We start from the raw sequence: 26,548 nt of genomic DNA on the forward strand, positions 1-26,548 counted from the left end.
CAATCGGGAAGCGGGCTTTCCGATTGGGACTAAAAATGCGTCGAAATGGCGCTCGTGAGAGCGCCATTCCGGCAACCTGGCTACAATCATTTATTTCCTGGCTACAACCATTTATTTATTGTTGGCGTACCACTCATTGACTTCCTTGGTGATCTCGTCCCCGCCCTTTTTCTTCCACTCGCTCACATAGGTATCGTAAGCATCAATAGGCAGCTGACCCACCACGATTTTGACAAAATATTCTTCCTCCAGCTTGGCCAGCGCACTGTTGTTCTTGCCCATGGAAGGAGTGGGAGTTCCCGTGAATTTGCTCGGCATGGCGTTGGCATTGATCATATCCACAGTCGCATTCAAATTATACTCCAATCCAAGGGAGTCCAGCCGCTCCCGGTCAGCGGTATTCTTATACGGGCGGAAATATTCGCTCAAGGTCTGGCGGTAAATATGCTTGGTGTGCTCTTCATTATTGGTCACAATCTTGCCGTTCTCGTTCTTCCACACCTCATTCTCAAAGCCCAGCAGAAGCGTCTTGTATCCGTCTCCCATGATATAATCAATCATGCGGACTACAGCGTCCGGGTTCTTGCTTGTCACCGGCACCACATTATACGAGCTGACGAGCTGGTAGCCTACCGTTCCCTTCTTGCCGTCCTTGCCGGTCGGGAAGCCCAGCGCAATCCAGTTTGCCTTGGGATCGTTCTTCTTGCTGCTGGCAATGGAGCTTCTGGTCTCGTGCCATTGGCCTACGAAAAAGCCTACCTTGCCGCTGGCTATCTTCTCGTTCAAGGTCGCCGCCTTGTTAAGCGGCCATTCGGGATCGATCAAGCCCTCCTTATGCAGATCGGCCATAAAAGCCAACGCCGCCTTGGTCTCCGGGAGGGTGACCGTACTGACTAGCTTCCCGTTCTGCTCCATCCAAATCCCCTTCTGGACGCCGAATGCTCCGAAGATGGGCGCCGTTCTGCCCAGCTTCTCCAGCATGCTGAAGCCAAAGGTGTCGTTTTTGCCGTTTTTGTCCGGGTCCTGGGTGGCGAAGGCTTTCATAACCGCTTTGTATTCATCCAGGGTCTGGGGAGGCTGCAGCCCCAAATTATCCAGCCAATCCTTGCGGATATAGAAAATCTCGTCGCCGAAAACCGAGTTCATGCCGGGAATGGCATAGATTTTGCCGTTAAAGGTAACAGACTTCCAAGCCTCCTCCGGAATGTTCTTCAGAAGGTCCTGGCCATACTTCTTCAATACATCGTCCAAGGGCTGAAGCGCTTTTTGGCGGACGTAGTTTTCCACCCAATCGGCGCTCCAGGTGGAGATCATGTCCGGCAGGTTGCCGGAGGACATAATGACATTCAAGGCATCCACATAACCGTCTGCCGGAGGATAGGTTACCTTGATATCCAGATTCGCGCCCTTGCGAATGTAGTCGAGATACGGATTATTGTTCTCATTCAGCCCATCTGGGAATTTCCGCCCCACATTATTCAGGACAATGGAAATGGATTTCTTCTCAAGCGCAGGCGCTGCGCTTGTCTGGGGAGCCGCGGAGCCGCCCGGCGAAGGAGAAGCCGATGAGTTTGAGCTGCCGCCACCGGAAGAGCATGCTGTGCTGGTGGCAAGCGCCAGCAGCAGGGAGGCCGATACAAATCCTTTTACTTTGTTATTCATTTGCGAGTACCCCTCTCTTAGGGCGTGTCTGACAACCCGCTTGAGGGCAGCTTTCACCGCCTTTTCGCCCCATGCTTCGTTACTTCCGCTTGACGTACCCCCGGTACGCCTTCACGAAAGTGCCTTGCCTGGAACGAAAATTCTGCAAAATCTGCTCCCCTCGGAGTTATCAGACACACCTAGCCAATTATATCGTCTGGGGATGAGAAAAGAAATTACCCCTTGACTGAGCCGATCATGATGCCTTTGACAAAATGCTTCTGCAGGAACGGATACAGGATCAGAATCGGAATGGTGCTGGCCATAAGCGCCGCCGCCTTCAGCGATTCCAGCGCCAGCAGGGAGTTGTCCAGGCTGCTGGGCCCGTTGGTATTCATGTTGGATTGGTTGAACATAATCAGCTCCCGCAGGTATACCTGCAGCGGATGCAGATGACGGTTGGTCACATACAGCACGGCATCGAAGAACGCGTTCCAGTTTCCTACGGCGGACCACAGGCAGAGGGTAGCGATAGCCGGCATGGACAGGGGGATCATGATGCGGAACAGAATTCCCACATTGCTGGCCCCGTCAATCCGGGCCGATTCCTCCAGCTCCTGGGGAACACTCTGGAAGAAGTTCTTCAGGATAATCACACTGAAAGCGCCAATGGCATTGGGAATGATATAAGCCCAGAAGGTATCCAGGAGCCCGGTTGCCTTTACCACCAGATACTTGGGAATCATTCCTCCCTGGAACAACATAGTGAAAACAATCAAAAACAGGATGGCGGACCGTCCTTTGATATAAGACCTGGATAACGGGTATGCTAACAGACAAATGAGCAGGATGCTTACTCCCGTACCGGCCACTGTTCGCAGAACGCTGATTTGGAAGGCTCTCCAAAAAGCATTTTCGTTCAATACTTCCCTATAAGCATCAAACGAGAACTCTACCGGCCACAGGGTAACCATGCCGGACACGATAGCATGGTGACTGCTCAGAGATTGTGCCGCCACGTGGATGAACGGCAGCATGGCCGCAATGGCAAACAGCCCCAGAAAGATTGAATTGATGGAGGAGCCTATGCGTTCTCCCAAGGTTAATTTCATGTCGACTCCCCCTTACCAGATTCCTTCTTGTCCGATTTTCTTGACGGCTTTATTGGCGGAAACAACCAGGATCAAGCCAATTACGGACTCGAAGAGTCCTACTGCCGTTGTAAAGCTGAACTCGGCCTGGGTAATGCCCATCCGGTATACATAAGTCTGAATAACGTCCGCTACATCGTACACCAACGGACTGTAAAGCACGAAGATCTGCTCAAAGCCCACATCCAGAATGCTGCCAAGCCGCAGCAGCAGCATGATCACGATAGTGCTTAACAGAGATGGAAGGGTGATATGGGTGATTTGCTTCCACTTGCCCGCTCCGTCCATAATTGCCGCCTCATAAAGCTGGGGATCGATTCCCGCAATGGCAGCCAGATAGATGATTGCGCCCCACCCGACTTCCTTCCACAGGTCACTGATCACCAGTATGCTTCTGAACCAGTTGGGATCGGCCAGAAAGAAAATTGGCTTGAAGCCCAGCCATTGAAGCAGTTCATTGACCATGCCGGTAGTCGGCGACAGCAGATTGACCAATACGCCGCCGATGATGACCCAGGACAGGAAGTGGGGCAGGTAAATCAAGGTCTGAACAGATCGCTTGAAGAACATATTCTTAATTTCATTCAGCATGATCGCCAGGATGATCGGTCCCGGAAACCCCCAGATAAGCTTGTAGAGGCTGATGACTAACGTATTCCTGAATATCTCATAAAACTCGGAATCCGTGAACATGGCCTTGAAGTGGGCCAACCCCACCCACTCGCTTCCCCTGATTCCGCTGAACACTCCATAATCCTGGAAGGCAATAACGATGCCGGCCATCGGCAAATATTTGTAAATGATAAAGTACAGGATGCCCGGCACCATAATCAAATATAGATCCCAATGCTTCCTGATGGACAAGCCCCATCCGGACTTTCTGCGCGTGGGCGCTATCGCTTTTTTGGCGGGCGCCGCTTCCTCCATCAGCATGGATGTTCTCTCCTCTCTCTCGGTGTGCTCTCTTTCGGAAATGACGGATTCGTACGCATCCGGTATCTTTATTGTATCCGCAGGAGCCCACCGGTTTAAGAGAGAGACATGACCATTTACCGTAATCTAATGACTTTTGTTCCGGAGGCGGCAGCGTCGGCCCATTCTATTGTTTTGCCGCCAATAACCGCAAAACCATGGCAACTGCCTCAGCGCGTGTAGCGGAATTCAGAGGCGCCAGAAGATTGCCGTCCGTCCCCTGCATAATGCCCGCGCCCACAACGGCTTCTATCGGTGCTACGGCCCAGGGCTCAAGATGACCGCTGTCGGCATAGGCCGACACAGCCTGCGGATTCCCGGCAGCCACGGCGCCCAAAGCACGGGCCAGCATCACGGCAAGCTCCTGGCGCTTGACAGGCAGATTGGGGCGGAAGGTATGGTCATCATAACCGGACACAAGTCCGGCGTTGACCGCCCTTTGCACGGAGGGCGCAGCCCAGCTGCCGATATCCGCTTCATCGGCAAAGCCGTCAGCCTGGTCCCCGTCGTCGGACAGCAGCAGCGCCTGCGCCAGCATAACCGTAAATTCCTCGCGGGTAATCATCCCGTCGGGTCTGAAGGTTCCGTCCGGATAACCGGACACAAAACCAAGCTCAACGGCCTCGAGGATCGTATCTTGAGCCCAATGGCCGGTCAAATCGGCAAGCGGCTTCAGATCCCGGTCCATCCGAATGGCTGCCTCCAGCTTCAATTGATGCTCAGTCATAACCAGCGTTGAATCCACCAGCTTGGCATTGAGCAATTGGACGGAGGCTTCTCCTCCCCGAATCCGCTGGAATTGGAATGAAGCCAGCTCAAGCCTCCCGTTATGGCCCGGAACTGACCCGGTGCGGGTATAAGCATAGCGGACCTTGCCCCGGCTTTGGATCGGTTCCACGGTAAAACCGGGCAAAGCGGTGGTGGCGCCTGTGAATTTCAACCGTAAGGGATCGTAACCCACAACCAGATCGTATGCATACAAATCCGCCGCATTCGACGCCGCAACGGTTACCGTAATGTTCTCTTCTCCACCGGATACGGCCAGAACGAACGGCTCTTTTTCCTCCTCCGCAAAGACCCATATCCCCGGCCAAACAGCCAGACATAACAGGAAGCTTGCGCAAACCAGCATCAGCCGCTTAAGTTGAATCATATTCTTCATCCCTCTGCCGTTAATCGTTAAGCCACTCGGAGAGAATCAATTGGGCAACGGCCGCCAGCGATTGAATCGTAATTTCCTGCTGATCCAGCATGTCTGCAGCCTCAATTTCGCTCCACCTGCTGTCTGTGGATTGAACGCCGAAATATTGGGCCATCAACGACAAGGTTTTAATCGTAATTTCCGGCTCGCCGGGGATCAGGCTAATCCGCTGCCCCTTGAATTGTTCAACCTTGCCGTTAAGGGTAGTCACGGCGGCATCAACGGTGGATTGGCCGGCCGAGCTGTTCAGAATATTCTTGGCGGAGTTGATGGCATCGAGCAATGCTGTTTTGGCCGCCGACGGATATTGGCCAATCTTGGTGCCTGTCACCGCCTTGTTATACAGCTCCTCCGCTTTGGTTACGGCGCTGTGCAGCACTTCCTTATTCGCAGGAGCATCAACGTTCACCGAGGCGGAGAAGGCGGCTACGGCAGTATTCAGTGCAGCCAGCGCATCATTGATCTGCTGCTGGGTAGCTGTCGGCTGCTGGTATACGGCGGAAGCGGTCTCGATTGCAGCAAGCAAGGCTGCCTTTGCCCCCGATGGATATTGTCCTGCAGCTGTACCCTCCACGGCAGAATCATGCAGATTCCGGGCAGAAGCGATGGTTTGGCCCAATTGAGTCCGGTCTGCTGTAACCACGGTTACAGTCTGAACCACACCGGCGGTATCGGCGGCAAAGGAAATGTTCCCGGGCCCTGCTGCGGTAAAGGCTGTCACAGCCAACGTGACCGGTCCGGCAGGAGCCTGCGCTTTGACTCTCCCCATCAATTGAAACAGCTCTCCTCCCGCCGACAAAGATCCGTTGGTGGAGGACAGGATGACACGGATCAGGCCTTCGGTTTGTTTGATTGCCGTCCCCAGCACTTGCAGGCCGGAACGGACGGGCACAATAGCGCTGCTGTCCAGCCCATGCTCCCCGTATACATTTGGGGTAACGGCATACTCCAGTACAGCCGGATCAAATTGGATAATGGCATCAATAATATTATATTCGTAGGTGCTGGCTGTAACAGATACCGCTGTGGTGACGGGCTCTCCCACAAAAGCCACACCCGTTCCACTTAACCGGACCTCAGGCGGAATCGGGTCTTCACTTGGTTCCGAATAGGGCTGCCCGTATACCTCCATCTCAAATAATCGGGCCCGCTGGTCGTAGATCGGGTTGCCTTTGGTAATATACAGACGCAACCGGTCCGTATGGACAGGCGCGAAGCTCAAGTCGCTGTATTCGCCCCAATAATTGTCCTTGGTATTGCCGGTTACGGTCTTCACCGTATCCCAACTGCTGCCATTCCAAGCTTGAAGCTCGAAATCGGCGATTTGCATGCCCATGCCGTCGATTTGGCCGCTCCACAGCCGGACGTGATCGATCAGGTAAGAAGCGGTCCAATCCAGCTCGAGCCAGTGGGGGCCTTCCGGTCCGGTGACCCAACGGTCTTTGGCGTCATGCTTGATCCCGTTGATCGCCCGCTCAGGCGGGAACTCGCCGCTTTCGTGGCTGGAACTGGCTGTTGCCGCTGCCAGCGGGGCGATATTCGTCTCAAGCAGCGGAGGGGTAACTGTAATTGTAAAATCCCCCTTGACGCCGGACCCGTCCGTAGCGGCCGCTGTTACTTTTATCTTTCCCGGTCCGGACGCTGTCAAAAGACCGGATGAATCAATGGCCGCCAATGCCGTCGGCTGACCGTCGGTCCCCGTTACACTCCAGGCGACAGCCCGCTGTTCCGCATTGTCGGGCTTGACCGCAGCCAGCATCTGCAGTGTGCCGCCTGCATCAATGGCAGTGATCCGGTCCTTGGGAAGCACATCAATGGCGTAGACATAAACCGGCTCTTTCTCAATGACTGCCGGATTGGGATCATGCTCCCAAACCTCAATCTCGAATACACGGGCCAGCTTGTCGGTAGTCGTACCATTGTCGGTGCCTTTGGTGATATAAATCCGAAGCTTGCTGGCGGTCACCTTCGGGAATGTCAAATCGTTGAATTGTCCCAGCAAACCGTCCTTGGTGTTGCCGGTGACCTGTGCCGCTGTTTGCCAAGCGGCTCCGTCCCAATATTGAACCTGGAAGTCCCTAAGCTGCCATCCGTTAGCACCTGTCCCGGCGCCGCTCCAAACCCGGACCCGGTCGATCTCATAGCTTTGGCTCCATTCCATCTCCAGCCAATGGGGCGGATTCGTACCGCCCAGGGCGATCCACCGGCTGTCGGGATTACTTTTGACGCCGTCCACTGCCTTGGAGGGAGGATATAATCCGGAGGCATGGCTGGAGCTGGCCGTCAAGGCTGCCAACGGCGCCAGATTCTGCTTGCCCGGACTGGGTTCCGTTGTTGCAGGCGGCACAGCAGGCGGCTGTACCTGGCCGAATTCATAAAGCAGCAGATCGTCGAAGGTTACCGTACCCGCTGCGCCTTGTTTGTACATATAGATGATGGCGGTGGTATTGGAGCTGCCGGTGGTAAACGTCACTTCCTTGGCGGTATATGCTGCAGAGCCGGTGGAAACATCCTTTGCCGTACCGCCGTAATTTTTCACGCCGATTACGGCGGAGCCGCCGCCTGTGGCGATGGCGTAGCCCGACAGCTTGTAGATCGTATTGGGCTTGACCGTCACGGTCTGCTCAATACCCGAAACAGCCGCTGCCAGTGTGGCTGCATGTGTGCCAGTGCGGGCTCCGGTATCGGTTACCGTCGCCTCACCGTAAGTATTGCCCCAGCCGGTGAAATCTCCTTCTTCGAAGCCGGGGTTTGCCAGAAGATTGCTAACCTCCGCTCCCGGCGGCAGCTCTCCGGGCTGAAGTCCCGCGCCCTCATAAGCGCCGATATTGGGCTTGCTGTCCGCCGGAACCGGATTGCCGAAGAAATCCTTTCCGCCGTTATTGGCAATGATTTTGCCTGCGCCGATGGCCGGCGATCCCGACAGCAATTGGTAACCGCCAAGCGTATCCCGGCCGATTCGGCCCGTTCCCGGAGCAGCCAGCAAGGGGTCCGCCACCATTTTATTGGCGTCCAGATTCAGCACGCTTTGCGGATGATTGCCATAGAACAGGTTGTTGTCAAAAACATTATTGGTGCTCGATCCAAAATTGTAGTCGCCCGTACCCAAGTTGACAATGATGTTATTGGTGTAAGTCGTATTTTTGGCCCAGCCTCCCCAGTTCAGGGTATCAACGACCTTGGTTGTGGAGCCGGGCGGAATGTATACCGTGTTATTGTAAACATGAGTGTTCTCCGGAGTGCCGCTGTAATTGAAGACGGCGCCCAGATCATTTTGGCTGATATTATAGCGGATGACGGTATTGCGGTTATAGGTTCCGGCCTGCGTACCGTCGTTGACCGCCAGCGACATGCCTCCGGCGTTGTCATGGCTGTAGTTGTATTGGATGATGGTGCCTTCGCTCTTGTAATCCGAATCGTAAGCCATGGCGTCGCCGCCGGGATACGTATTGAAGACTTCATTGTATTGGATCACCGAGTCCTTGGACTCGAAGACCCAGAGGGGCACATGATAGCTTGTGCTGCGTTTGTGGGTATCATAAACAACGTTGCGCTCAATGACCCCATTATTCGTATTGAGGATATATGCCCCGTCTCCCCCAATGTCATAAATAACGTTGTCCTGTACCTTGTTGCTGAAGGAAAAAGGCTTGCTGCCGCCGTTCAGATAGATGCCGACGCTGTCCATGGAGTAGATTTTATTATTTCGGATCGTTACATCGGTCACGATATAATTCCAGGTTTCATCCCAGACGATGATCCCGCCATTGTGGGCGTAATCGTTGGCAAGGGAGCCGGTCACGCTGTGGATTTCCAGATTTTCAAAGACAAAATGCTTATACACCTTGGGATTGTTCCAGCCGCCGCTGTTTCCGGCCACATGGATTCCCCGGCGTTGGCCTGGTGCGGAGGCATAGTTGGTGATTTCCAGATTGCGGACCTCCCACTGCTCCTGGCTGTAGAAATAGACGGCGGCGCTTGCGCCCTTGCCTGCGATCAGCGGTTTGGGACCGTCCCCGTACCTGTCAATCCTGATGGGATTCCCTTCCGAACCCGAACCCTTGGGATTCAGCGTGCCTGTCCAAGCGCTGCCGGCTTTGAACAGAATGGTGTCACCGGGCAAAAATGTGGTTGCGTTGATCTTGTTCAGCGTCTTCCAGGGCGAACCCTCACTGGTGCCCGCATTGGCGTCATTGCCGCTTGCGGAATCCACATAATAGACGGTACCCGCAGCCTTGGCCCTCTCCGGCGCCAATCCGGGAAACACACCTGCAACCAGCAGCACTGCGGCCAGGAGCAGGCTTAACAACCTGAGACCCTTCCCTTTCATTCATTTTCCTCCTTTTGACTGCTATTATCTAAAAAGGCGGCTCCTGCCGAATCTTAAGGAACCGCTTCCAAGACCAAATGCTGCAACCTACTTGCCATCCATAACGGACACCTTGTCATATCCATCCAATAAATCCACCGCCGCTATCCGGGTTTGCTCATCGATGTAAGCTTCGAAGGCAATATCGAGATAATGCTTCTTTACCAAATCTCTGCTCTCTTCATAGCTTATGTAATCGACGGCCTCCCGCCCATTGACCTTGGCCACCACATAGCACCCCGCAGCCCGGTCGTCTTGCACAGGCAGAACCGATTGGTCCGGGCCTGCCGAACGGAGAGCCTCATACAGAAGGGGCTCGGATTTAAACATGCGCGAAGCGGTTGCCGAGTCCAGAACCAGCTCCTTGACGTAGGCGACTGCCTCTTCCCGTACAGCAGAAGACAGTCCGACGGCCGCATCTGCAACGGATTGTCCCTCTGCAAGCCGCCGCCTGAGCTCCGCCGCCGCCGCTTGCGCAGCCTGCTTGGTTTCTGCCGAATCCTTGCCGTTCAGCCGGTAGCTGACGGCAGCCTTTTCGAACCGGATACGGTCTTCCACAGGAAACAGATTCCTCTTGTAGGCTTCATAATGGGCTTTAAGCTGCTCTTCGGTTGCCGCAAGCACTGTAGCGGCCAGCTTTTCCTTAAGAACAACAGCCAGCTTGCTCTGATAAAAAGGAACAAAGGTGCTTGCTTCGAATCGGACGGGGCCATAAATCGGCTCACCGTTGGCCACCGCCTTCTTCCTCCGTTCATTCTCCTTGCCCATCTCCTCTTCCACTGCAGCAAAGGAGGTGTCCTGAATCACACCCTCTCGCCTGGCAAGCTGCAGCACCACCTTCAGGCGAACCACGTCAGTGAGCGCCTGCTTGCGAAGCAGCTCCAGCGGCGTCTGACCCTGAACCTGCCGAATCCAAAAGCCTTCACCGAATTCAACGCCGTACTTTCTGCTGAATTCATCAATGACAGACGCTCTGCGCAGCCCGGCAAAATATTTCAGTTCGGCCGCAGAGACACTGTCTCCGTTCACCCGGGCTACCTGAATGCTGCCGGGTCGCTGTTCTTTTCCTGCAGCGAAGACCAAGGCTCCCGTCAACAGAACAGCAGCGCCCAAAACCGCCGCCAACACCGCCTTTCCTGCCTTTGCCGCTTTTCCCGCGTGTCGCCCCATTGGCTTCGCCCCCGTTCATTTGCAAAAGGTCTTGCCTGCCTCAAATTGTAACCGCTTTATATCCTTCCGTTAAGTGACAGCGATGACTTCATTCGGTAGTTTCATGACCTTCTCGTTGAACTCCTAGCGAATGTGCATATCATACAAAGGGAAGGAAGGATTGTAGAGGACGATAGAGAGGAGTTGCTTATCCGTGATGGGGGTCTGCAGAAAATTGAGATGTTACAGAGTACCAATAAATTATTTTAATTGGAATTCAGGAGGATAAAATAGTAGAATTTAGGATGTTATAAGATAAAATCTAGGAGGAATGGAAATGATTAAAAGTACTGCTAAAAAAATTGTGGCTACTGGTATCATTTTTGGTTCATTAGTTTTTACTTCACAAGCAGCTTTCGCAGCAACAATCGTTGATACAGGTTATAATGATGAGTATTATGTCGCACAACAAATGCAATATGGTGATATTGCAATGGGGAAGATAAATAGCGCATCTGATAAAGACTGGTATTATATTCAGACCGGACCAAACGATGGCGGTCGGACAATGACATTACACTTAACAAATCCTAATAATTATCATTACATATTTATTGTAACTAAGAATGATGCTGAATTTGTTAGTGTGACGGACCTAAATCCTGGTAACAATAACGAATGGGTATCATTTACTGTTGAAGCTAATACAAGATATAATTTTGGTGTTTTAAAATCAGTTAATTCCGGATTCGACCCCAATGCATTATACTTCTTAAGCCCGACAATTTTTTAATAGAATTTAAAGGGCTGTCCAATAAGCCCCCAAATAAAAAGTTGGGCGGAAAAACGTCATGTTTTCCGTCCAACTTTTTTTGTGCGCCTGCATGGCGGAAACTGAACTCAATATCTACACCTTACGTGAACAGAAGCTTTTGTTCCCCATCCTCCCCCCCATCCTCGTCCCCTCTGTCCAATCCGGCTAAAGCAAAAAACGGCCCCCCAAACCGGGGAAGCCGTCAATCCAGCAATTGCTTCGTTTAGCGCTTCAGCAAAACGTCTTTCTCGTAGGTCTTCACTTGCTCCAGCCATTCCTCGCGGACCGGTACGCCCATCTTCTCGCAGTAGTGATCCCAGATGGCGCCGAAGGGGTAGGACTTGAATTCCTCCACCAGGGCAAGACGGGTGGTGTAATCCTTCTCCAACTCCACCTTCTTCAGAAGCTCCACCGGCTCCAGCTTGGCGCGGAGGATGGCCTTGATGGTGTTGCGGGCGCCGATGACCCAGGCGGCGATCCGGTTGATGCTGGCATCGAAGAAGTCCAGGCCGATGTGGGTGGTGCTATACAGGTTGTGGCGCTCCAGTTCGCGGGCGATATCCATCAGTTCGTCGTCCATGATGACTACGTGGTCGCTGTCCCAACGGATGGGACGGCTCACGTGGAGCAGGATGCCGGGAGTGAACATGGAAACGGAGGACAGCTTGTTGGAGATTACTTCTGTCGGATGGAAGTGGCCGGCATCCAGACAGAGCAGCTTTTCCTTTTGCACGGCGTAGCCCATGTAGAACTCATGGGAGCCGACAACATAAGCTTCGGAACCCAGGCCGAATACTTTGCTTTCCACGGCGTCCAGGTTATGGGCCGGGTTCAGCTCCTCGGCAAAAATCTCGTCAAGAGACTCCTTCAGACGCACCCGCGGAGCCAGACGGTCTACCGGGATGTCCTTGAAGCCGTCGGGAATCCATACGTTGGTCACGCAGGGCTGGCCCAGCTCCTGGCCGAAGTATGCGCCGATTTTGCGGGAAGCCTTGCAGTGTTCCACCCAGAACTTGCGGATTTCCGGATCGGCATGGCTCAGGGTAAAGCCGTCGGCGGACAGATCATGGGAGAAGCAGGTGGGGTTGAAATCCAGGCCCAGACCTTTTTCCTTGGCCCATTTCACCCAGGGAGTGTAATGCTTGGGCTCCAGCTTGTCCCAGGTTACCTTCTCTTCCGTGTCCGCATAGATGGCGTGCAGGTTCACCTTGTGGGTGCCGGGGATCATGGAAAGCGCCTTGTCCAGGTCTTGACGGAGCTCTTCGGCAGTGCGGGCAGCGCCGGGATAGTTGCCGGTTACGGAAATGCCGCCGGTCAGCTCCTGGTCGCGGTTCAGGAAGCCGCGCACATCGTCGCCCTGCCAGCAGTGCAGGGAGATTTTCACCTTGGACAGGGACTCCAGCACCTCATCCACATTGATGCCATGTTTGGCATACAGCTTTTTGGCCTCTTCAAAATTCATAATCGCCACTCCTCCATTTTACAATAGACTGGTATTTCACCAGAAAATATGCATCGTGATAAAACGCTTTCTTCCTACTCTCCTACTATATCAGCTCCCTCAACCGGAATGAATGGCGGATGTTTAGAGAATCAATCCCGGCAATCTTAACATTCTCCAGCTTTGAAAGCATTATTGTCCATTCGGAAACCATCGGTTACAATGGAATCACACACTGACTGTAATTTTGAATAGACAATATTAAGCTTCTTGATTAATTCTATACAGGGATAGGAGATAAAATCATGCAGAATCCTCCCGACATCTGGTTCCGGATGTCCCGGCTGTGCCGCCTGGATGTGAAGTGGACAGGCTACCATCAAGGCAATGCGCCGCTGGCCAGCTATGAGCATTCCAACCCCTATTACGAAATCCTGATGGTGACCGAAGGCCCCATCTACCTGAAGTCCGAGGATGCCAACCTGGAGCTGGTTTCCGGCGAATGCTACCTCCTCACTCCCTGGGAGCGCCACACCGCCTGGCGGCTGACCCATGAGCATGCGGGCTTCTTCTGGGTGCAGTTCTTCGCCACGCCCGGCCTTACCCCCGGCAAACCGGAGATGCCCTTGGCGGAGCCCGAAGGCTGGCTGGACAAAAGCCGCCAGGAGCTCCGTACCGGCCAGGACGAGGAGGCGGAGCATCTGCTGCTGCCGCGGCGCTTCCAGCCGGTCCGCCGTTATGAGCTGTTGAACCTGTTTGAGAAGCTGCACGGGGAGATGGAGCATCCCCAGGGGTATTTCCGCTACCGTTCCTCCCTCTTGCTGGGCCAGATTTTCCACCTGATTGCCGAAGACCTGCTTTCCAAGGAGAATCTCCAGACCGCCGTTCCCGCCGCTTTCCTGGCCTACCGGCAGCTGGTCAATCTGCTGAATGAAAGCTACAATACCGAGCCGGACCGGGCATTTATTGAAAGCCAGCTCAACCGGAAATATGAATACCTTTGCCATATTTTCAAGAAATATTCGGGCATGTCCATCTTTACCTACATCCACCAGCTCCGCATCCAGCGGGCCCAGTACCTGCTCGTCAATAGCGAGCTGCCCGTAAACCGGATTGCCGAGTCCGTCGGCTTCAGCGATCCGTATTATTTCAGCCGCCTATTTAAGCGTTTTACCCATTGCACACCCAGCGATTTCCGCAAGCAAAACGGGCCAATTGGCAATTGAACCAAAGAAATTTGTACTTTTTCACAAAAAGAGTGTTTTCAGGGGAATTTGTTTGTGCTATAATGAAAGCGCTAACAAATTTACCGATTCTAAAGAGGGGGATGATGATCGTGGAACAAACGTTCAAAGATATTTATGAGGATTTTGAACCCAACCGTGACACCTACTTCTTCAAGGTCGGCAACGGCGGCATGATCAGCTTCCACGGCAGGAATTACAACATCAAGAAGTCTCTGTCCGAGGACCAGCTGAAGCTGCTGATCCGCGATTCCATGTTTGTGCGTATTTCCTCCAACTGCTATGTCAATGTCGACAAGATTTCCTCCGTTGAGAAGGATCATATCCGGTTCCTGGACCATACCACCGGCTCCAAGATCGTCAGTGTGCCCCTCTGGAAAAAGCAAACCCTTCAAGAGCGCCTATCCCAACGCAAACAAACGGTCGTCCACTAAGGCTGCATAACCGGGTCCGAATACGCTGACCCCCCACCCTGCAAAAGAAAGCCCTGCTCCGTTTCATCGGAAAGCCGAAGGCTGCCATGAACGGAAGAGGGCTTTTTTGCACGGATATGGAGCAGTGCGCATGCCGGTGATCTGCGGATTAAGATGCCGAAGCCTCCTCCATCCGGAAGAAGGTGTTCGCCATTAATTTGCCCAAGGTCATGCAGGCATCGGTGAGGAAATAGATCAGCAGTTCAATCTGCTCCAAAGCAAAATCCTCCCGGGTCATACAGCCCAGCTCCGCCCTGACCTTCCCCGCCTGACGGATGGCCTTTTCCTGTCCTGCCGACACAGGCTGCCCCGATTGCCGGATGCCCTGCAGATGCTCCTCCAGCTTGGTAAAGGAATAATAGAAGGACCGGGGAAAGGTGGTATGGGTGAGGAGAAATTCCAGAATGGGTTCAATGGCCATGCTGTCGGCATAAAATTTGCGGAAGGCCTGGTAGCCCCCCACCGATTTCAGCGCAGCCAGCAAATAGGTGTACGGCAGCGCCCGATCCTCGTTAATGGCCGTCACCACAGATCTCAGGATGCGGATGGTATTCTCCGCCCGTTCCAGCATGCGCCCGCTTTCGATGAAGTGCCATTCCGCCTCCCGGAGCATAACGGAATGCTCAATCCCCTGGAAGGTTTCCACCTTCTCCCGGATATAGCGGAAGAACAGATTGGGAGTCTCCATCTGCAAATCCCCGGGTTTCTTCTCGGAGAGCGCCAGATAAAAGCCATTTAGCGTCTCCCACAGCTCGCTGGGCAGCGCCTCGCGCATGGTCTTGAGATTGCCGCGGGCCTTGCTGATGCAAGAAAACAGCGAGTTTTCATATCCCCGGTCCAGTGTGACGAATGAGAGGACATCCAACTCGCTGTATTGGTCAAACTGCCGGCTGTACTCGTCCTCCGCCCCAAGGGAACGGATAATTCGGGCCCACTTATGCTCCTTGTCCTTCAGATCAAGGCTGTGCTGCAGATGGTAGTGAACATCAATCATGCGGGCATGGTTTTCCGCCCGTTCCATATAGCGTCCGATCCAGAAGAGCGCTTCCGCATTCCGGTTGAGCATCAGCTTCCCCCTCCCACTCCCAATGCTTGGAATGATTGCAATACTCATCATAGCGCCCGGTTTTTTTGATGTCAATCTATGTGACATGAGTCAACAAAACAAGTCAAGGACTCCCTAACAGCCTCGGAACGGTTGTGATATAATGATCAGAGTAAGGACAGGCAAGCGCTTACGAATAGATTGCAGGAGGGAAATTATGACTCTACGAATCGGATTGTTTGGAACCGGCTGGTTTGCCGAAAAGCATGCCGCCTTGCTTAACGCCATGGAGGATGTTACTGTCAGCGCCGTATGCGGCTCGTCTTTGGAGAAGGCGGAACGTTTTGCCGCCAAATTCCCGGATGCCGCTCCCTTCGCCGCGGCGGAGCAAATGCTGGAGTCCGTCAAGCTGGATGCCGCATACATATGCGTCCCCCCTTTCGCCCACGGCAGGATTGAGCTGGCCTTGGCGGAGCGCGGGATTCCCTTTTTTGTAGAGAAGCCCCTTGCCGCCAATCTGGAGACGCCCACGGACATTCTGGAGGCCGTAAAGGCCAACGGTCTTCTCACCTCCGTAGGCTACCACTTCCGCTATACCGAAGGAGCTGCACGGGTGCGGCAGCTTCTCGAGGAGCAAACCGTCGGGATGGCCTTGGGTTATTGGATGGGGGGCATGCCCGGCGTATATTGGTGGCGGATGGAAAGCGGCTCGGGGGGACAATTTGTGGAGCAGACCACCCATATTGTGGACTTGCTCCGGTATACCCTGGGCGAGGCGACGGAGGTGTACGCTTCGTTTGCCCAGCGGCATAAACATCTGACGGAGGAGGGCGTTACCGTGCCGGATGTGGGCACCGTCACTCTGAAGCTGGCCAGCGGCGCGGTCGCCAATATCTCCAACACCTGCCTGCTGCCGGTAAGCCATACTACAGGGCTGCATATTTACACCAATGAGGGGGTGCTGGAGCTTAACGGCAAGGGCTTGAGGGAAATCCGCAAAGGGCAAATCACCGAATACCAGAACCTTGGCGATCCCTACCACGCGGAAACCGCCGCCTTCATCCATGCCCTCCGCACCGGAGATGCCTCCGGGATATTGTCCTCCTATGAGGATGCCTGGAGATCCCAACAGACTGCCATCGCCGCCGTCCAATCCGCCAAAAGCGGGCTGCCTGTCAGATTGTAGGCTTGCCGCTGTAACGCAAAAAGCTGCCGTTAATCTCTTGAAAAGGCCCGCCTGGGGCCATAGGAGATCGCCGGCAGCTTTTTTTACATCATGCTCCGTCAAGCTTTGTCAACCGGCAGCGTGACCGTAAACACAGAACCCGCTCCCGGCTCACTCTCCACTCCAATTTCGCCGCCGCATAAATCCACAATCCGCTTCACCAGCGCCAGTCCCAGGCCGTTGCCTTCTCCCGCCCGGGACTTGTCCCCTTGATAGAACTTCTCGAAGATATGCTCCAGCACCACGGCATTCATGCCGATTCCCGTGTCGGCTATCCGGACTTGGACCGAGGAAGGCCCGGCTGACAAATAAACGGCGATTTCGCCTCCCTCATCGGAAAACTTGATGGCATTGCCCAGCAGGTTCAGCCAAACCTGCATCAGCAAATCCTCATTGCCGTAAAACCGCACATTGTCCAGAGCAATGTCCAGATTCAGCATTTTCTCGCTCCATTGAACCTCCAGCAGAAGAAGGGCGTGGCGGATTTGCTCGTCCAGATCAAACTCATGCTTTTCCAGCACAAACTCCTGGTTCTCCAGCTTGGACAGCTTCAGCATATTGGCAGACAGCGAGGACAGCTGCCGGGTGCTCTCGATGATCAGACGGCTGTATTCCCGCCTCTCCTCCGCCGTCAGATCCTCATCCTGCATCAGCGCGGCATACCCTTCAATAGCGGCAATGGGGGTTTTGAACTCGTGGGAAACATTGGCGATAAAATCATTGCGCAGCGTTTCAATGCCGTTCAGCTCATGCACCATCTTGTTGAAATTGGCCGCCATTTCCCCCAGGGCGCGCACCCTATGGGTTTCCTTTTTCAGCCTCACCTTGAAATTGCCCTTGGCCACCTCCTTGGCCGCTTCGCTTAAATCGGTGATGGGGGCCAATATTTTGCGGCCTACCATAGCGGTTATTCCCGTTCCGATCAGGATGCTGGATACCATGGCGAAGATAATGGGCCAAAGGGCATGAAACCGGGTAAAGTTAACCCAACCCAATTGGATGATGATCCCTGCCATAAAAGCCATCAGAATGGCGGAAGCCAGCATGATCAGGAACACCGTCCACACCAGCATCCCCCATAAATTGCCGGATTGCCTGCGGTCAATCATGGCTCTTCACCGCTTTGTAGCCTAAGCCCCGTACCGTTACAATTTCGAATTCCTGGGTATTTTTGAAACGCTCCCGGAGCCGGTTGATATGCACATCCACTGTACGGGCCTCCGTCTCCGAATCCATGCCCCAGATTTCATCCATTAACTGATGCCGGGTAAAAATCTTGTTGGGATACGCCAGCAGCTTGTACAAAAGCTGGAATTCCTTCTGGGGAAGCGTGGCGCTTTGGCCGTTGACCGTAACAGTCAGGGAATCGCAGTCCAGCACCAGGCCGCCTACGGCAAGCTTCCGTTCGCTGGCGATTTGCGCCCGGCGCAGCAGCGCGCCTACACGCAGAATCATTTCATTAATGTCGATGGGCTTGACCATATAATCGTCGGTGCCAGCCAGATAGCCTGTCTGCTTATCCCTGAAGCTGTCCTTGGCGGTAACGGTCAGAACCGGCATATTGTACCCCGCCTCCCGGAGCCTTCGGATCAGTTCAAATCCGTCCAAGTTGGGCATCATAATATCCGATATGATCAAATCAATGTGCTGCTGATCCAGCATATCCAATGCCTCCTGGCCGTTCCCCGCCATCACCGGCTCATACCCGTGTTTGGCCAGAACGGTGCACATCAGCTGGCGCAGCTTCTCGTTATCTTCCACAACCAGAATACGGATCATGTTCTCACCTGCTTTATCAGTTATCCGTCCGCCGCGTCAGCTTGAACGGGGCGCCTGTTCATTATACAGCATCAATGTTAACCCAACATGAACCAAGAGGGAGTTTTCCCCTGCTTCAAGCAGTTGATGTTCAGTTGATCTTGCCGTGGTAGCATAACATGCATAAGCGTTACTTAGAGACACGAGAGAGGATGAGACCATGCTGCAGCTAAAGAATATTTCCAAAAGCTACACCACCGGAACCTTTACCCAAACGGCCCTGAACAATATCAGCTTAAGCTTCCGCAAAAATGAGTTTGTCGCCATTCTGGGCCCCAGCGGCTCCGGCAAAACCACCTGTCTGAACCTGATCGGCGGCCTGGATCAATATGACAGCGGCGATCTGATTATCAACGGCGCCTCCACCAAGTCCTTCAAGGACAGCGATTGGGACGCTTACCGCAATAATAGCGTGGGCTTTATCTTCCAAAGCTATAACCTGATTTCCCATCTGAGCATCACGGATAATGTGGAAATGGGCATGACCCTAAGCGGTGTCAGCAACCAGGCCAAACGCCAAAAAGCGGTGGAGGTGCTGGAAAAGGTCGGCCTGAAGGACCATATGCACAAAAAGCCGGGCCAGCTGTCAGGCGGCCAAATGCAGCGGGTGGCCATTGCCCGGGCTTTGGCTAATGATCCGGACATCATTCTTGCGGACGAGCCTACCGGCGCCCTCGACACCACAACCAGCGGACAAATTATGGATCTGATCAAGGAAATCGCCAAGGACAAGCTGGTGATTATGGTCACTCACAATCCGGAGCTGGCTGAAGCGTACGCCGACCGGATCGTCCAGTTTAAGGACGGCCAGGTGATCTCCGACAGCAATCCCGCGGCAGAGCTGCAAGCCGAGAGCCATTACCAGCTCAAAAAAACCGCCATGAGCTACTGGACGGCCCTCAACCTGTCCGGGCGGAATATCTCCACGAAGAAGTGGAGAACCGGGCTGACTGCTTTTGCCTCCAGCATCGGCATTATCGGAATTGCGTTGATTTTATCCCTGTCCAACGGGTTTGACAAGCAGATCAAAAGCTATGAATCTGGGGCGCTGTCCAATTTCCCCGTCACCATCAGCCAGATGGCGGCCAATCTGGAGCTGGCCATGCAGCCCGAAGCCCATACGGCAGACCGGGACAAACGGACGGCCTTCACCAAGGCCCCGGAGATTTATCCGTTTGATCCCACGGCAAACACCATTTTGCACACCAACATCATCACGGCGGATTATCTCAGCTATTTGGACAAAATCGATCCTTCCCTGCTGGATGGAGTCTCCTATAGCCGCAAGGTTAACATGAACATTCTGAGAAGCGACGGCCAAACGGCTGTCCCCGTCAATACCTCCAAAGCCAACTTTATGTCCTTCCCCAGCAAAACGGCCAGCTTCAGCAGCGCCTATCTGGAGTCATATTATGACCTGTTGGAAGGCAGCTTCCCGGCAAAGCCCACAGACCTGGTGATGGTGGTGGATGAATACAACCGGATGAATGTGACGGTGCTGGATGCCTTGGGCATGGACTATAAGGCGGAGAATATTGCTTTTGACCAGATTATCGGCAAAAAGTTCAAGCTGATCTACAATGAAGATTATTATGTGAAATCGGGGGAGTTGTTCCGCATCAACGGCGACGCCTCCAATTTAAGCAACCTGTACAACAGCGGCAACGCGGTGGAGCTGACCATCTCCGGCATCATCCGGAAGCAGCAGGATTCCCCCATGTCCACCATGTCCGCGGGCATCGCCTATTCCGATGTATTGGCCCAGGACTTCATTACCCACGCCCAATCCTCGGCCATTGTGAAGGCCCAGGAGGCCAATGACAAGGTCAATGTTTATTCCGGCAAGGTCTTCGCCGGGGTTCCCGGGATCAACTTCGGTGCAGGCGGCGGCATGGCCATGGGACCGGGGGCAGGAATGGGAGCAGGCACACTCACCGACCCTCTTGACGCGACAAGCAAGGAAGATGCCCTTGCTGCATTGGGAGCCGTCGCTATCCCCGCCTCCATCTCCTTGTATCCCAAGGATTTTGGCGCGAAAGAAGCCATTGTGGATTATCTGGATCAATGGAACACCGGCAAGGCTGCGGAGGACATGATTGTCTATACCGACCTGGCCGCCATGGTTACCAGCCTCTCCAGCGGCATCATGAACGGAATTACCCTGGTGTTGGTGGCCTTTGCCTCCATTTCCCTGGTGGTATCCCTGATTATGATCGGCATTATCACCTATATTTCCGTGCTGGAGCGGACCAAGGAAATCGGCGTCCTTCGTGCTCTGGGAGCCCGGAAGAAGGATATTACCCGGGTGTTCAACGCGGAGACCACCATTATCGGCACCCTTTCGGGATTGCTCGGCATCGGCATCGCCTACCTGCTGACCATTCCCACCAATATTATCATCAAAAATATGACCGACCTGTCCAACGTAGCCCAGTTGAATCCCACACACGCCCTGCTGCTGATTATCCTGAGCGTAGGCCTGACCATTCTGGGCGGCTTCATCCCCGCCAAGTTCGCGGCGAAGAAGGACCCGGTTGTGGCGCTGCGGAGCGAGTAAGGCAGCGGTCCTCCCGCCTGTTCCCTTTGGGGAGCGGGCGGTTTTTTGTATACGCCCCCCCAGTTCGACTGGGGGTTCCCAAAAGCTTATAGCTATGAAGGCACAGCCAACATGTATGCGAAAAACCAAGTACATCAGGCTCAGATCTGGGGGAACAGCCTCAATGTATGTGAAAAACCGAGTACATTAGGTTCAAATCTGGGGGAACAGCCCCAATGTATGCGAAAAACCGAGTACATTGGGCTCAAATCTGAGGGAACAGCCCCAATGTATGCGAAAAACCGAGTACATTGGGCTCAAATCTGGGAGAACAGCCCCAATATATGCGAAAAAACGAGTACATTGGGCTCAGATCTGGGGGAATAGCCTCAATGTATGCGAAAAACCGAGTACATTGGGCTCAAATCTGGGGGAATAGCCTCAATGTTTGCGAGCCATGAGTCGGCCGAAAAGGGCGGGTAACGTAGCCCTTTGAAGGACCAGCCCGTGAAAGTCCCGCGGTTGGCAGACGTTCACGCCTTCTTAGGCGCGTGCTAGCGCCATGCCCTTATAGGGCTGATGGAAGCCACCGGTCAAGCCGTGGTTATGACTTGGCGAAGGGAAAGGATATTGACTTATTGTACCTTATAGTACTATACTCTATAGTATTGAGGTGGTTGAATATGGAAACCCAAGGAGGCTTTCTGATCTCCCGCATCAAGCATTTGGCGGATCGGGTGTTTGAACGGATGCTGAAGGAATGCGGCATTGATGCGTTTAACGGGGCACAGGGGAGAATTTTGTATGTCCTATGGCAGCATGAAGAACTGCCCATCGGCCGGATTGGACAGTTGACTTCGCTGGCCAAGACAACTCTGACCGGCATGTTGGACCGGATGGAGGAGGCCGGACTGATCCGGCGGATGGCGAATCCGGGCAACCGAAGGCAAATTCTCGTCTCGATTACGCCGAAGATGAAGGATTACCGGGACCAATATGAGCAGGTTTCACAAAAAATGAACCGGCTGTTTTATAAGGGCTTCAGCGATGAGGAAATCGCCCGCTTTGAGGTTAGGCTGAAAGCAATTATCCGCAATCTGGAATCTGAAGGAGACGATTTGGAAAATGGCTAAAGTATCTGTTCCTTTAAGCAATCATTTTTGTCCGCAAACCTTGTTTTTATTCGGCACCTACAAGGAGGACGGCACCCCCAACTTCGGCCTCTTCTGCTGGTTCAGCTACTGCTGGGATGGAGAGTTAGGCGTTATGGCTTGTATTGGCGGAGAAAAGCTGACCAAAGACCGAATCCGCGCCACCGGAGTATTCTCCGCCAACCTGGTGACGGAGGCCATGCTGCCGGTGGCCGATTATCTGGGCGTAACCAGCGGCTACAGCCCGGGCAAGATGGACATTGGTCTGGAGGTGGTCCCTGGCGAAGTTCTGCAGGTGCCGCTCCTGGCAGATAGCCCCTGGAGCTTCGAGTTGGAGGTGAAGCAGACAATACCGCTGGATGACAGCGATGTTTTCCTGTGCAAAATCCGCAATGTGATGGCGGATGAGGCGTTGGCCGATAAAAACCGGCCGGTAGAGGAGCGCTTCCGCCTTGCCGCCCCCGCCCTGACCACCCACCAGACATATTTTTCCGCGGGCAATCCGCTGGGAGTTTGGGGGCAGTGGGAGAAGCTGAAGTAACATCGGCTGGGCCTGATTCTCGCCCGCGGCTGGTGCAGCCTCCTAAATCAGCGCAAAAAGAGCAGACATCGGCGTCTGCTCTTTTTTGTGCCGCGTATAGGAGGAGACAGCCTCAGCCCGTCTCCAGCTGGCCGAAGGAGCTGGCGTACATCCGGCTGTACGGGCCTTGGTCGCGCAGGAGTTCCTCGTGACTGCCGCGCTCCACAATTTCGCCATTTTCGATGACCATGATGGTATCCGCGTCCCGGATCGTGTTCAGCCGGTGGGCGATCACGAAGCTGGTGCGCCCCTTCATCAGCTTGAGCAGCGCATCCTGGATATGCAGCTCCGTCCGGGTATCGATGCTGCTGGTGGCCTCATCCAGAATCAGGATGGAGGGCTTCGCCAGCATTACCCGGGCAATCGCCAGCAGCTGCCGCTGGCCCTGGCTCAGGTTGCTGCCGTTTTCCGCCAGCTCGCTCTCGTAGCCAAGCGGCATCAGGCGGATGAAGGCATCGGCATTGGCCAGCCGCGCCGCCTCCATCATCTCCTCGTCCGTAGCGTCCGGACGGCCGTACTTGATATTCTCGCGGACGGTGCCTGCGAACAAGTACGTATCCTGCAGCACGATGCCGAAGCCGGAGCGCAGGCTGTCCCGGGTATAGGTGCGGATATCCCGGCCGTCAATCCGGATCACTCCCGAGGTAGTGTCATAAAAGCGGGTCAGCAGGTTGACGATGGTCGTTTTGCCCGCACCTGTTGGCCCCACCAGGGCGACGCTGCTTCCGGCAGGCGCCTCAAAGCTGACCTCCTTGAGAATGGGGGCATCCGGCCGGTAGCCGAAGCTCACCTTCTCGAAAAGCACATGCCCGCTTGACGCCCGCGACGTCAGATCCATAACCTTCGCACCCGGAGCGTCATCCGGCTCCTCCCCCTCATCCAGCACCTCGAAGGCCCGCTCCGCTCCGGCGATGCCGGACTGCAGCATATTATACACGTTGGCCATTTCGTTCAGCGGCCGGACGAATTGCCGGGAGTAGCCGATGAAGCTGGCGATGACGCCTACCGTGATACTGCCCCGCAGTGCCAGCAGCCCGCCCACCACCGCTACGGTGACAAACCCCAGGTTGTTGATGACGTTCAACAGCGGCATTAGAAAACCGGTGGAAATTTGCGCCTTCAATCCCACCCGGTAGAGCCTGCCGTTCACTTCGTCGAACTCCTGGATGGTCCGCTCCTCCCGGTTAAAGGCCTTGACCACCTGAAGGCCCGAAATAGTCTCCTCCATCAAACCGTTCAGCCTGCCCAGCTCCGCCTGCTGGGCCTTGTACAGCGGCCCGGTGCGGCGGGTAATGCTTTTGGCCAGGAAATAAACCAACGGTACAGTAATGAGAGTAGCCAGAGTCAGCAAGGGACTGAGCCACAGCATCATGAACAATGATCCGGCAATGGTCAGCACTCCCGCCATCAGCTGAGTGGTGGTCTGGGACACAGTCTGGCTCACCTGGTCGATGTCATTGGACAGGCGGCTCATCACTTCCCCATGGGGCCGGGAATCAAAAAAAGCCAGCGGCAGCTTTTGCAGCTTGCCAAACATGGTTCGCCGCAGGCTGGCCGTTACCCGCTGGGCTAATCCGGCCATCAGCCAGCTTTGCAGCAGTGTCAGACACGCATCGGCCAGATACGCCGTCCCCAAGGCCAACAGCGCCATCTCCAGCACCCGGAATTCCACATTCCCGGCGCCTCCGCCCATGGCATTGACAGCTACGCCCAAGAGATAAGGGCCTGCCAGACCAAGCAAGGAGCTGGCCAGCAGAAAACAAAGAATCAGGAGCAAGAGCTTCCGCTCCCGGCCTAGAAAGCTCCACAGCCTGCGGAGGGTTCCGCGGAACTGCTTCGGCTTCACCTTGGGCCCGTGCATCCGGGAAGCTCCCCCCGGTCTGGAGCCGGGAGCGGGAACGGATGTGGCGTCAAAGCGCAGACGGTCGCCGCCGGCCGGCGCTCCGTTATTCTCCTTGGACATGGGGAATCGCCTCCTTTCCGGTTTGCGATGCGTAGATTTCCCGGTACACCCGGCAGCCTGCCAGAAGCTCGCTATGAGTGCCCAGCCCGGCAATCTCCCCGTGCTCCAGCACCAGAATCCGGTCCGCATCCATCACCGAGGTAATCCGCTGGGCGATCAAGAGGCAGGTCATCCCCCGGGTCTCCCGGCGCAGGGCCTCCTTGATCCGGGCTTCGGTAATCACGTCCACGGCGCTGGTGCTGTCGTCCAGAATCAGGATGTCGGGCCTGCGGATCAATCCCCGGGCAATGGAAATCCGCTGCTTTTGGCCGCCGGACAGATTAACGCCCTTCTGCCCGATCAGGGTATCGTACCCTTCCGGGAAGGCGGCCACAAAATCATGGGCGCCGGCAATTCTTGCGGCAGCCTCCACCTCCGCCTTCGTCGCCTGCTCCTTGCCCCAGCGGATATTATCCCTGATGGAGCCGGAGAAGAGCACCGACTTCTGCGGAACCACCGCAATCCGCTCCCGCAGAGCGGTCGGGTCCATGCTGCGCACATCCTGCCCGTTCACCAGCACGATGCCGGAATCCACGTCATAGAAGCGGGGAATCAGGTTCACCAGCGTGCTTTTGCCTGAGCCGGTGGAGCCGATAATGCCCACCGTTTGCCCCGGTTCGCAGACCAGGTTGATCCCGTTCAGCACCGGTTTTCCCCTGACGGGGCCGGTGGAGCCATAGGTAAAGGTCACATTGCGGAATTCAATGCGGCCCTTCACTTCCGGCTGCCGAATAGCGGGTTCGCTCCAGGTCATGGCGCTGTCATCGGCAAACACCTCGCTAATCCGCTGGGAGGAGGCCCGGGCCCGCACAAACATCATCAGCACCATGGAGATCATCATCAATGAGAACAAAATCTGCGTCATGTAGTTTGCAAAAGCCACAATATGCCCTACCTGCATATCTCCGCTGTCCACCCGCAGGCCGCCGTACCACAGCACAGCGAGAATACCTGCGTTCACCGTCAGCGTTACCGCCGGGTTAAAGGCGGCCATGGCCCGCATCACTTTAATGGAGCGGGTCTGGTACTCCAGATTGGCCGTTTCCATTTTATCCGTTTCATAGCTGAAGCGGTTGAAGGCTTTCACTACGCGGACCCCGGACAGATATTCCCGCAGCACCAGATTCATCCGGTCCATGGCCTTTTGCACCTTCAGGTAGCGGGGCAGGCCAATGCGCATATTAATCATAATCAATACGCCGACCAGCGGCACAACGATCAACAAAATGACGGACAGCCGCGGATTCAGCCGGATGGCCATGATCAGACTGCCGATGCAGGTCAGGGGCGCTTTGACAAAAATACGCATGAGGCCATTGGTAAAATTCTGCACCTGGGTCACATCATTGGTCAGTCTGGTGAGCAGCGACGCCCGGTCAAACCGGTCCATGCTGTCGAAGGTCAGGGACTGGATCTTGCGGAACAAATCGGAGCGGAGCTCCGTGCCGAAGGCCTGGGAAACCCGGCTGGCCATCACATTGCGGGTACAGGCCGCCAAGGCTCCAACCGCCGTAATGCCCAGCATCAGACCGCCCAGCAGCCAAACCGTCTCCATCCGCTCCAACGCAATGCCCTCGTCGATGACCCGGGACAGAATCGTCGGCAGGAGCAGGTCGCATAGCGCCTCCACCGTCAGAAAAAAAACAGCGATGGCAAACCATCTGCCGTATTTCCGAATATATTTGGTCAGATAAGACATGCTGTTATGACTCCTTTCAAGCGCAGTCCGGAATACT

At 54.7% G+C, this 26,548-nt stretch carries 19 protein-coding genes; 7 read left to right on the top strand and 12 right to left on the bottom strand.

Going from position 1 to position 26,548, the window contains the following annotated elements:
- Positions 1-111: 111 nt before the first annotated feature.
- The 6 genes from DQG13_RS05180 to DQG13_RS05205 form a co-directional block, all read right to left on the bottom strand.
- The gene (locus DQG13_RS05180) at positions 112-1,662 is read right to left on the bottom strand and encodes an extracellular solute-binding protein (protein ID WP_113018683.1); all 1,551 of its coding nucleotides are present in this window, start codon (positions 1,660-1,662) and stop codon (positions 112-114) included.
- A gap of 215 nt (positions 1,663-1,877) precedes the next feature.
- Positions 1,878-2,753, bottom strand: coding sequence for a carbohydrate ABC transporter permease (locus DQG13_RS05185; RefSeq protein ID WP_113018684.1), 876 nt, complete (start codon positions 2,751-2,753; stop codon positions 1,878-1,880).
- A 12-nt stretch (positions 2,754-2,765) separates the two neighbouring features.
- A complete protein-coding gene (locus DQG13_RS05190) occupies positions 2,766-3,719 on the bottom strand; it encodes an ABC transporter permease (RefSeq protein ID WP_113018824.1) in 954 nt (317 codons plus the stop codon).
- Between the two features lie 172 nt (positions 3,720-3,891).
- Positions 3,892-4,917: an S-layer homology domain-containing protein gene (locus DQG13_RS05195; protein ID WP_181592587.1), complete on the bottom strand. Its 1,026-nt coding sequence runs from the start codon at positions 4,915-4,917 to the stop codon at positions 3,892-3,894.
- A gap of 19 nt (positions 4,918-4,936) precedes the next feature.
- Positions 4,937-9,295, bottom strand: a complete 4,359-nt coding sequence (locus tag DQG13_RS05200; RefSeq protein WP_113018686.1) for a discoidin domain-containing protein — start codon at positions 9,293-9,295, stop codon at positions 4,937-4,939.
- 87 nt (positions 9,296-9,382) lie between these two features.
- Complete coding sequence (locus DQG13_RS05205) at positions 9,383-10,504, bottom strand: SurA N-terminal domain-containing protein (RefSeq protein ID WP_113018687.1); 1,122 nt, start codon at positions 10,502-10,504, stop codon at positions 9,383-9,385.
- A 316-nt stretch (positions 10,505-10,820) separates the two neighbouring features.
- Between DQG13_RS05205 and DQG13_RS05210 the strand changes: the two genes are divergently transcribed.
- Positions 10,821-11,276: a hypothetical protein gene (locus DQG13_RS05210; protein WP_113018688.1), complete on the top strand. Its 456-nt coding sequence runs from the start codon at positions 10,821-10,823 to the stop codon at positions 11,274-11,276.
- A 244-nt stretch (positions 11,277-11,520) separates the two neighbouring features.
- Here DQG13_RS05210 and rhaA read toward each other — a convergent pair whose 3' ends face one another.
- A complete protein-coding gene (gene rhaA, locus DQG13_RS05215) occupies positions 11,521-12,759 on the bottom strand; it encodes an L-rhamnose isomerase (protein ID WP_113018689.1) in 1,239 nt (412 codons plus the stop codon).
- 284 nt (positions 12,760-13,043) lie between these two features.
- Here rhaA and DQG13_RS05220 point away from each other — a divergent pair, with 284 nt between their 5' ends.
- Together DQG13_RS05220 and DQG13_RS05225 are read left to right on the top strand one after the other, a co-directional pair.
- Positions 13,044-13,964, top strand: a complete 921-nt coding sequence (locus DQG13_RS05220; RefSeq protein ID WP_113018690.1) for a helix-turn-helix transcriptional regulator — start codon at positions 13,044-13,046, stop codon at positions 13,962-13,964.
- 110 nt (positions 13,965-14,074) lie between these two features.
- On the top strand, positions 14,075-14,416 hold the full coding sequence (locus tag DQG13_RS05225) for a hypothetical protein (RefSeq protein ID WP_258525469.1): 342 nt from the start codon (positions 14,075-14,077) through the stop codon (positions 14,414-14,416).
- A 148-nt stretch (positions 14,417-14,564) separates the two neighbouring features.
- On the opposite strand, the gene DQG13_RS05230 is transcribed toward DQG13_RS05225, so the two are convergent.
- Complete coding sequence (locus DQG13_RS05230; RefSeq protein ID WP_113018692.1) at positions 14,565-15,521, bottom strand: alpha-E domain-containing protein; 957 nt, start codon at positions 15,519-15,521, stop codon at positions 14,565-14,567.
- Positions 15,522-15,717: 196 nt separating this feature from the next.
- Here DQG13_RS05230 and DQG13_RS05235 point away from each other — a divergent pair, with 196 nt between their 5' ends.
- Positions 15,718-16,686: a Gfo/Idh/MocA family protein gene (locus DQG13_RS05235; protein ID WP_113018693.1), complete on the top strand. Its 969-nt coding sequence runs from the start codon at positions 15,718-15,720 to the stop codon at positions 16,684-16,686.
- A gap of 98 nt (positions 16,687-16,784) precedes the next feature.
- On the opposite strand, the gene DQG13_RS05240 is transcribed toward DQG13_RS05235, so the two are convergent.
- Both DQG13_RS05240 and DQG13_RS05245 read right to left on the bottom strand, forming a co-directional pair.
- A complete protein-coding gene (locus DQG13_RS05240) occupies positions 16,785-17,834 on the bottom strand; it encodes a sensor histidine kinase (protein WP_258525470.1) in 1,050 nt (349 codons plus the stop codon).
- Positions 17,827-18,504, bottom strand: a complete 678-nt coding sequence (locus DQG13_RS05245) for a response regulator transcription factor (protein ID WP_113018694.1) — start codon at positions 18,502-18,504, stop codon at positions 17,827-17,829. The genes DQG13_RS05240 and DQG13_RS05245 overlap by 8 nt, the downstream gene beginning before the upstream one ends.
- Before the next feature lie 199 nt (positions 18,505-18,703).
- Here DQG13_RS05245 and DQG13_RS05250 point away from each other — a divergent pair, with 199 nt between their 5' ends.
- From DQG13_RS05250 to DQG13_RS05265, 3 genes are all read left to right on the top strand, one after another.
- Positions 18,704-21,100 (top strand): ABC transporter ATP-binding protein/permease, encoded by a 2,397-nt coding sequence (locus DQG13_RS05250; protein WP_113018695.1) that lies wholly within the window; start codon positions 18,704-18,706, stop codon positions 21,098-21,100.
- A 662-nt stretch (positions 21,101-21,762) separates the two neighbouring features.
- Entirely contained in the window at positions 21,763-22,212 is a 450-nt protein-coding gene (locus tag DQG13_RS05260) for a MarR family transcriptional regulator (protein WP_113018697.1), read from the top strand.
- Positions 22,205-22,771 carry a flavin reductase family protein gene (locus DQG13_RS05265; protein ID WP_113018698.1) on the top strand — a complete coding sequence of 189 codons (567 nt, stop codon included), beginning with the start codon at positions 22,205-22,207 and terminating at the stop codon, positions 22,769-22,771. The genes DQG13_RS05260 and DQG13_RS05265 overlap by 8 nt, the downstream gene beginning before the upstream one ends.
- 112 nt (positions 22,772-22,883) lie before the next feature.
- Here the strand turns inward: DQG13_RS05265 and DQG13_RS05270 are convergent, their stop codons facing one another.
- Together DQG13_RS05270 and DQG13_RS05275 are read right to left on the bottom strand one after the other, a co-directional pair.
- Complete coding sequence (locus DQG13_RS05270) at positions 22,884-24,773, bottom strand: ABC transporter ATP-binding protein (RefSeq protein WP_113018699.1); 1,890 nt, start codon at positions 24,771-24,773, stop codon at positions 22,884-22,886.
- Positions 24,757-26,511 carry an ABC transporter ATP-binding protein gene (locus DQG13_RS05275; RefSeq protein WP_113018700.1) on the bottom strand — a complete coding sequence of 585 codons (1,755 nt, stop codon included), beginning with the start codon at positions 26,509-26,511 and terminating at the stop codon, positions 24,757-24,759. The genes DQG13_RS05270 and DQG13_RS05275 overlap by 17 nt, the downstream gene beginning before the upstream one ends.
- Positions 26,512-26,548: the final 37 nt, after the last annotated feature.

This window comes from Paenibacillus sp. YN15, from assembly GCF_003285005.1.
In the GTDB taxonomy this organism is placed as follows: Bacteria; Bacillota; Bacilli; order Paenibacillales; family NBRC-103111; genus Paenibacillus_AR.

Coding starts and splice junctions, on each gene's coding strand:
- DQG13_RS05275 (WP_113018700.1), bottom strand. CDS start 26,511: ATGTCTTATCTGACCAAATATATTCGGAAATACGGCAGATGGTTTGCC.
- DQG13_RS05230 (WP_113018692.1), bottom strand. CDS start 15,521: ATGCTCAACCGGAATGCGGAAGCGCTCTTCTGGATCGGACGCTATATG.
- DQG13_RS05200 (WP_113018686.1), bottom strand. CDS start 9,295: ATGAAAGGGAAGGGTCTCAGGTTGTTAAGCCTGCTCCTGGCCGCAGTG.
- DQG13_RS05190 (WP_113018824.1), bottom strand. CDS start 3,719: ATGGAGGAAGCGGCGCCCGCCAAAAAAGCGATAGCGCCCACGCGCAGA.
- DQG13_RS05245 (WP_113018694.1), bottom strand. CDS start 18,504: ATGATCCGTATTCTGGTTGTGGAAGATAACGAGAAGCTGCGCCAGCTG.
- DQG13_RS05180 (WP_113018683.1), bottom strand. CDS start 1,662: ATGAATAACAAAGTAAAAGGATTTGTATCGGCCTCCCTGCTGCTGGCG.
- DQG13_RS05265 (WP_113018698.1), top strand. CDS start 22,205: ATGGCTAAAGTATCTGTTCCTTTAAGCAATCATTTTTGTCCGCAAACC.
- DQG13_RS05235 (WP_113018693.1), top strand. CDS start 15,718: ATGACTCTACGAATCGGATTGTTTGGAACCGGCTGGTTTGCCGAAAAG.
- DQG13_RS05250 (WP_113018695.1), top strand. CDS start 18,704: ATGCTGCAGCTAAAGAATATTTCCAAAAGCTACACCACCGGAACCTTT.
- DQG13_RS05205 (WP_113018687.1), bottom strand. CDS start 10,504: ATGGGGCGACACGCGGGAAAAGCGGCAAAGGCAGGAAAGGCGGTGTTG.
- DQG13_RS05270 (WP_113018699.1), bottom strand. CDS start 24,773: ATGTCCAAGGAGAATAACGGAGCGCCGGCCGGCGGCGACCGTCTGCGC.
- DQG13_RS05240 (WP_258525470.1), bottom strand. CDS start 17,834: ATGATTGACCGCAGGCAATCCGGCAATTTATGGGGGATGCTGGTGTGG.
- DQG13_RS05260 (WP_113018697.1), top strand. CDS start 21,763: ATGGAAACCCAAGGAGGCTTTCTGATCTCCCGCATCAAGCATTTGGCG.
- DQG13_RS05210 (WP_113018688.1), top strand. CDS start 10,821: ATGATTAAAAGTACTGCTAAAAAAATTGTGGCTACTGGTATCATTTTT.
- rhaA (WP_113018689.1), bottom strand. CDS start 12,759: ATGAATTTTGAAGAGGCCAAAAAGCTGTATGCCAAACATGGCATCAAT.
- DQG13_RS05185 (WP_113018684.1), bottom strand. CDS start 2,753: ATGAAATTAACCTTGGGAGAACGCATAGGCTCCTCCATCAATTCAATC.
- DQG13_RS05195 (WP_181592587.1), bottom strand. CDS start 4,917: ATGATTCAACTTAAGCGGCTGATGCTGGTTTGCGCAAGCTTCCTGTTA.
- DQG13_RS05220 (WP_113018690.1), top strand. CDS start 13,044: ATGCAGAATCCTCCCGACATCTGGTTCCGGATGTCCCGGCTGTGCCGC.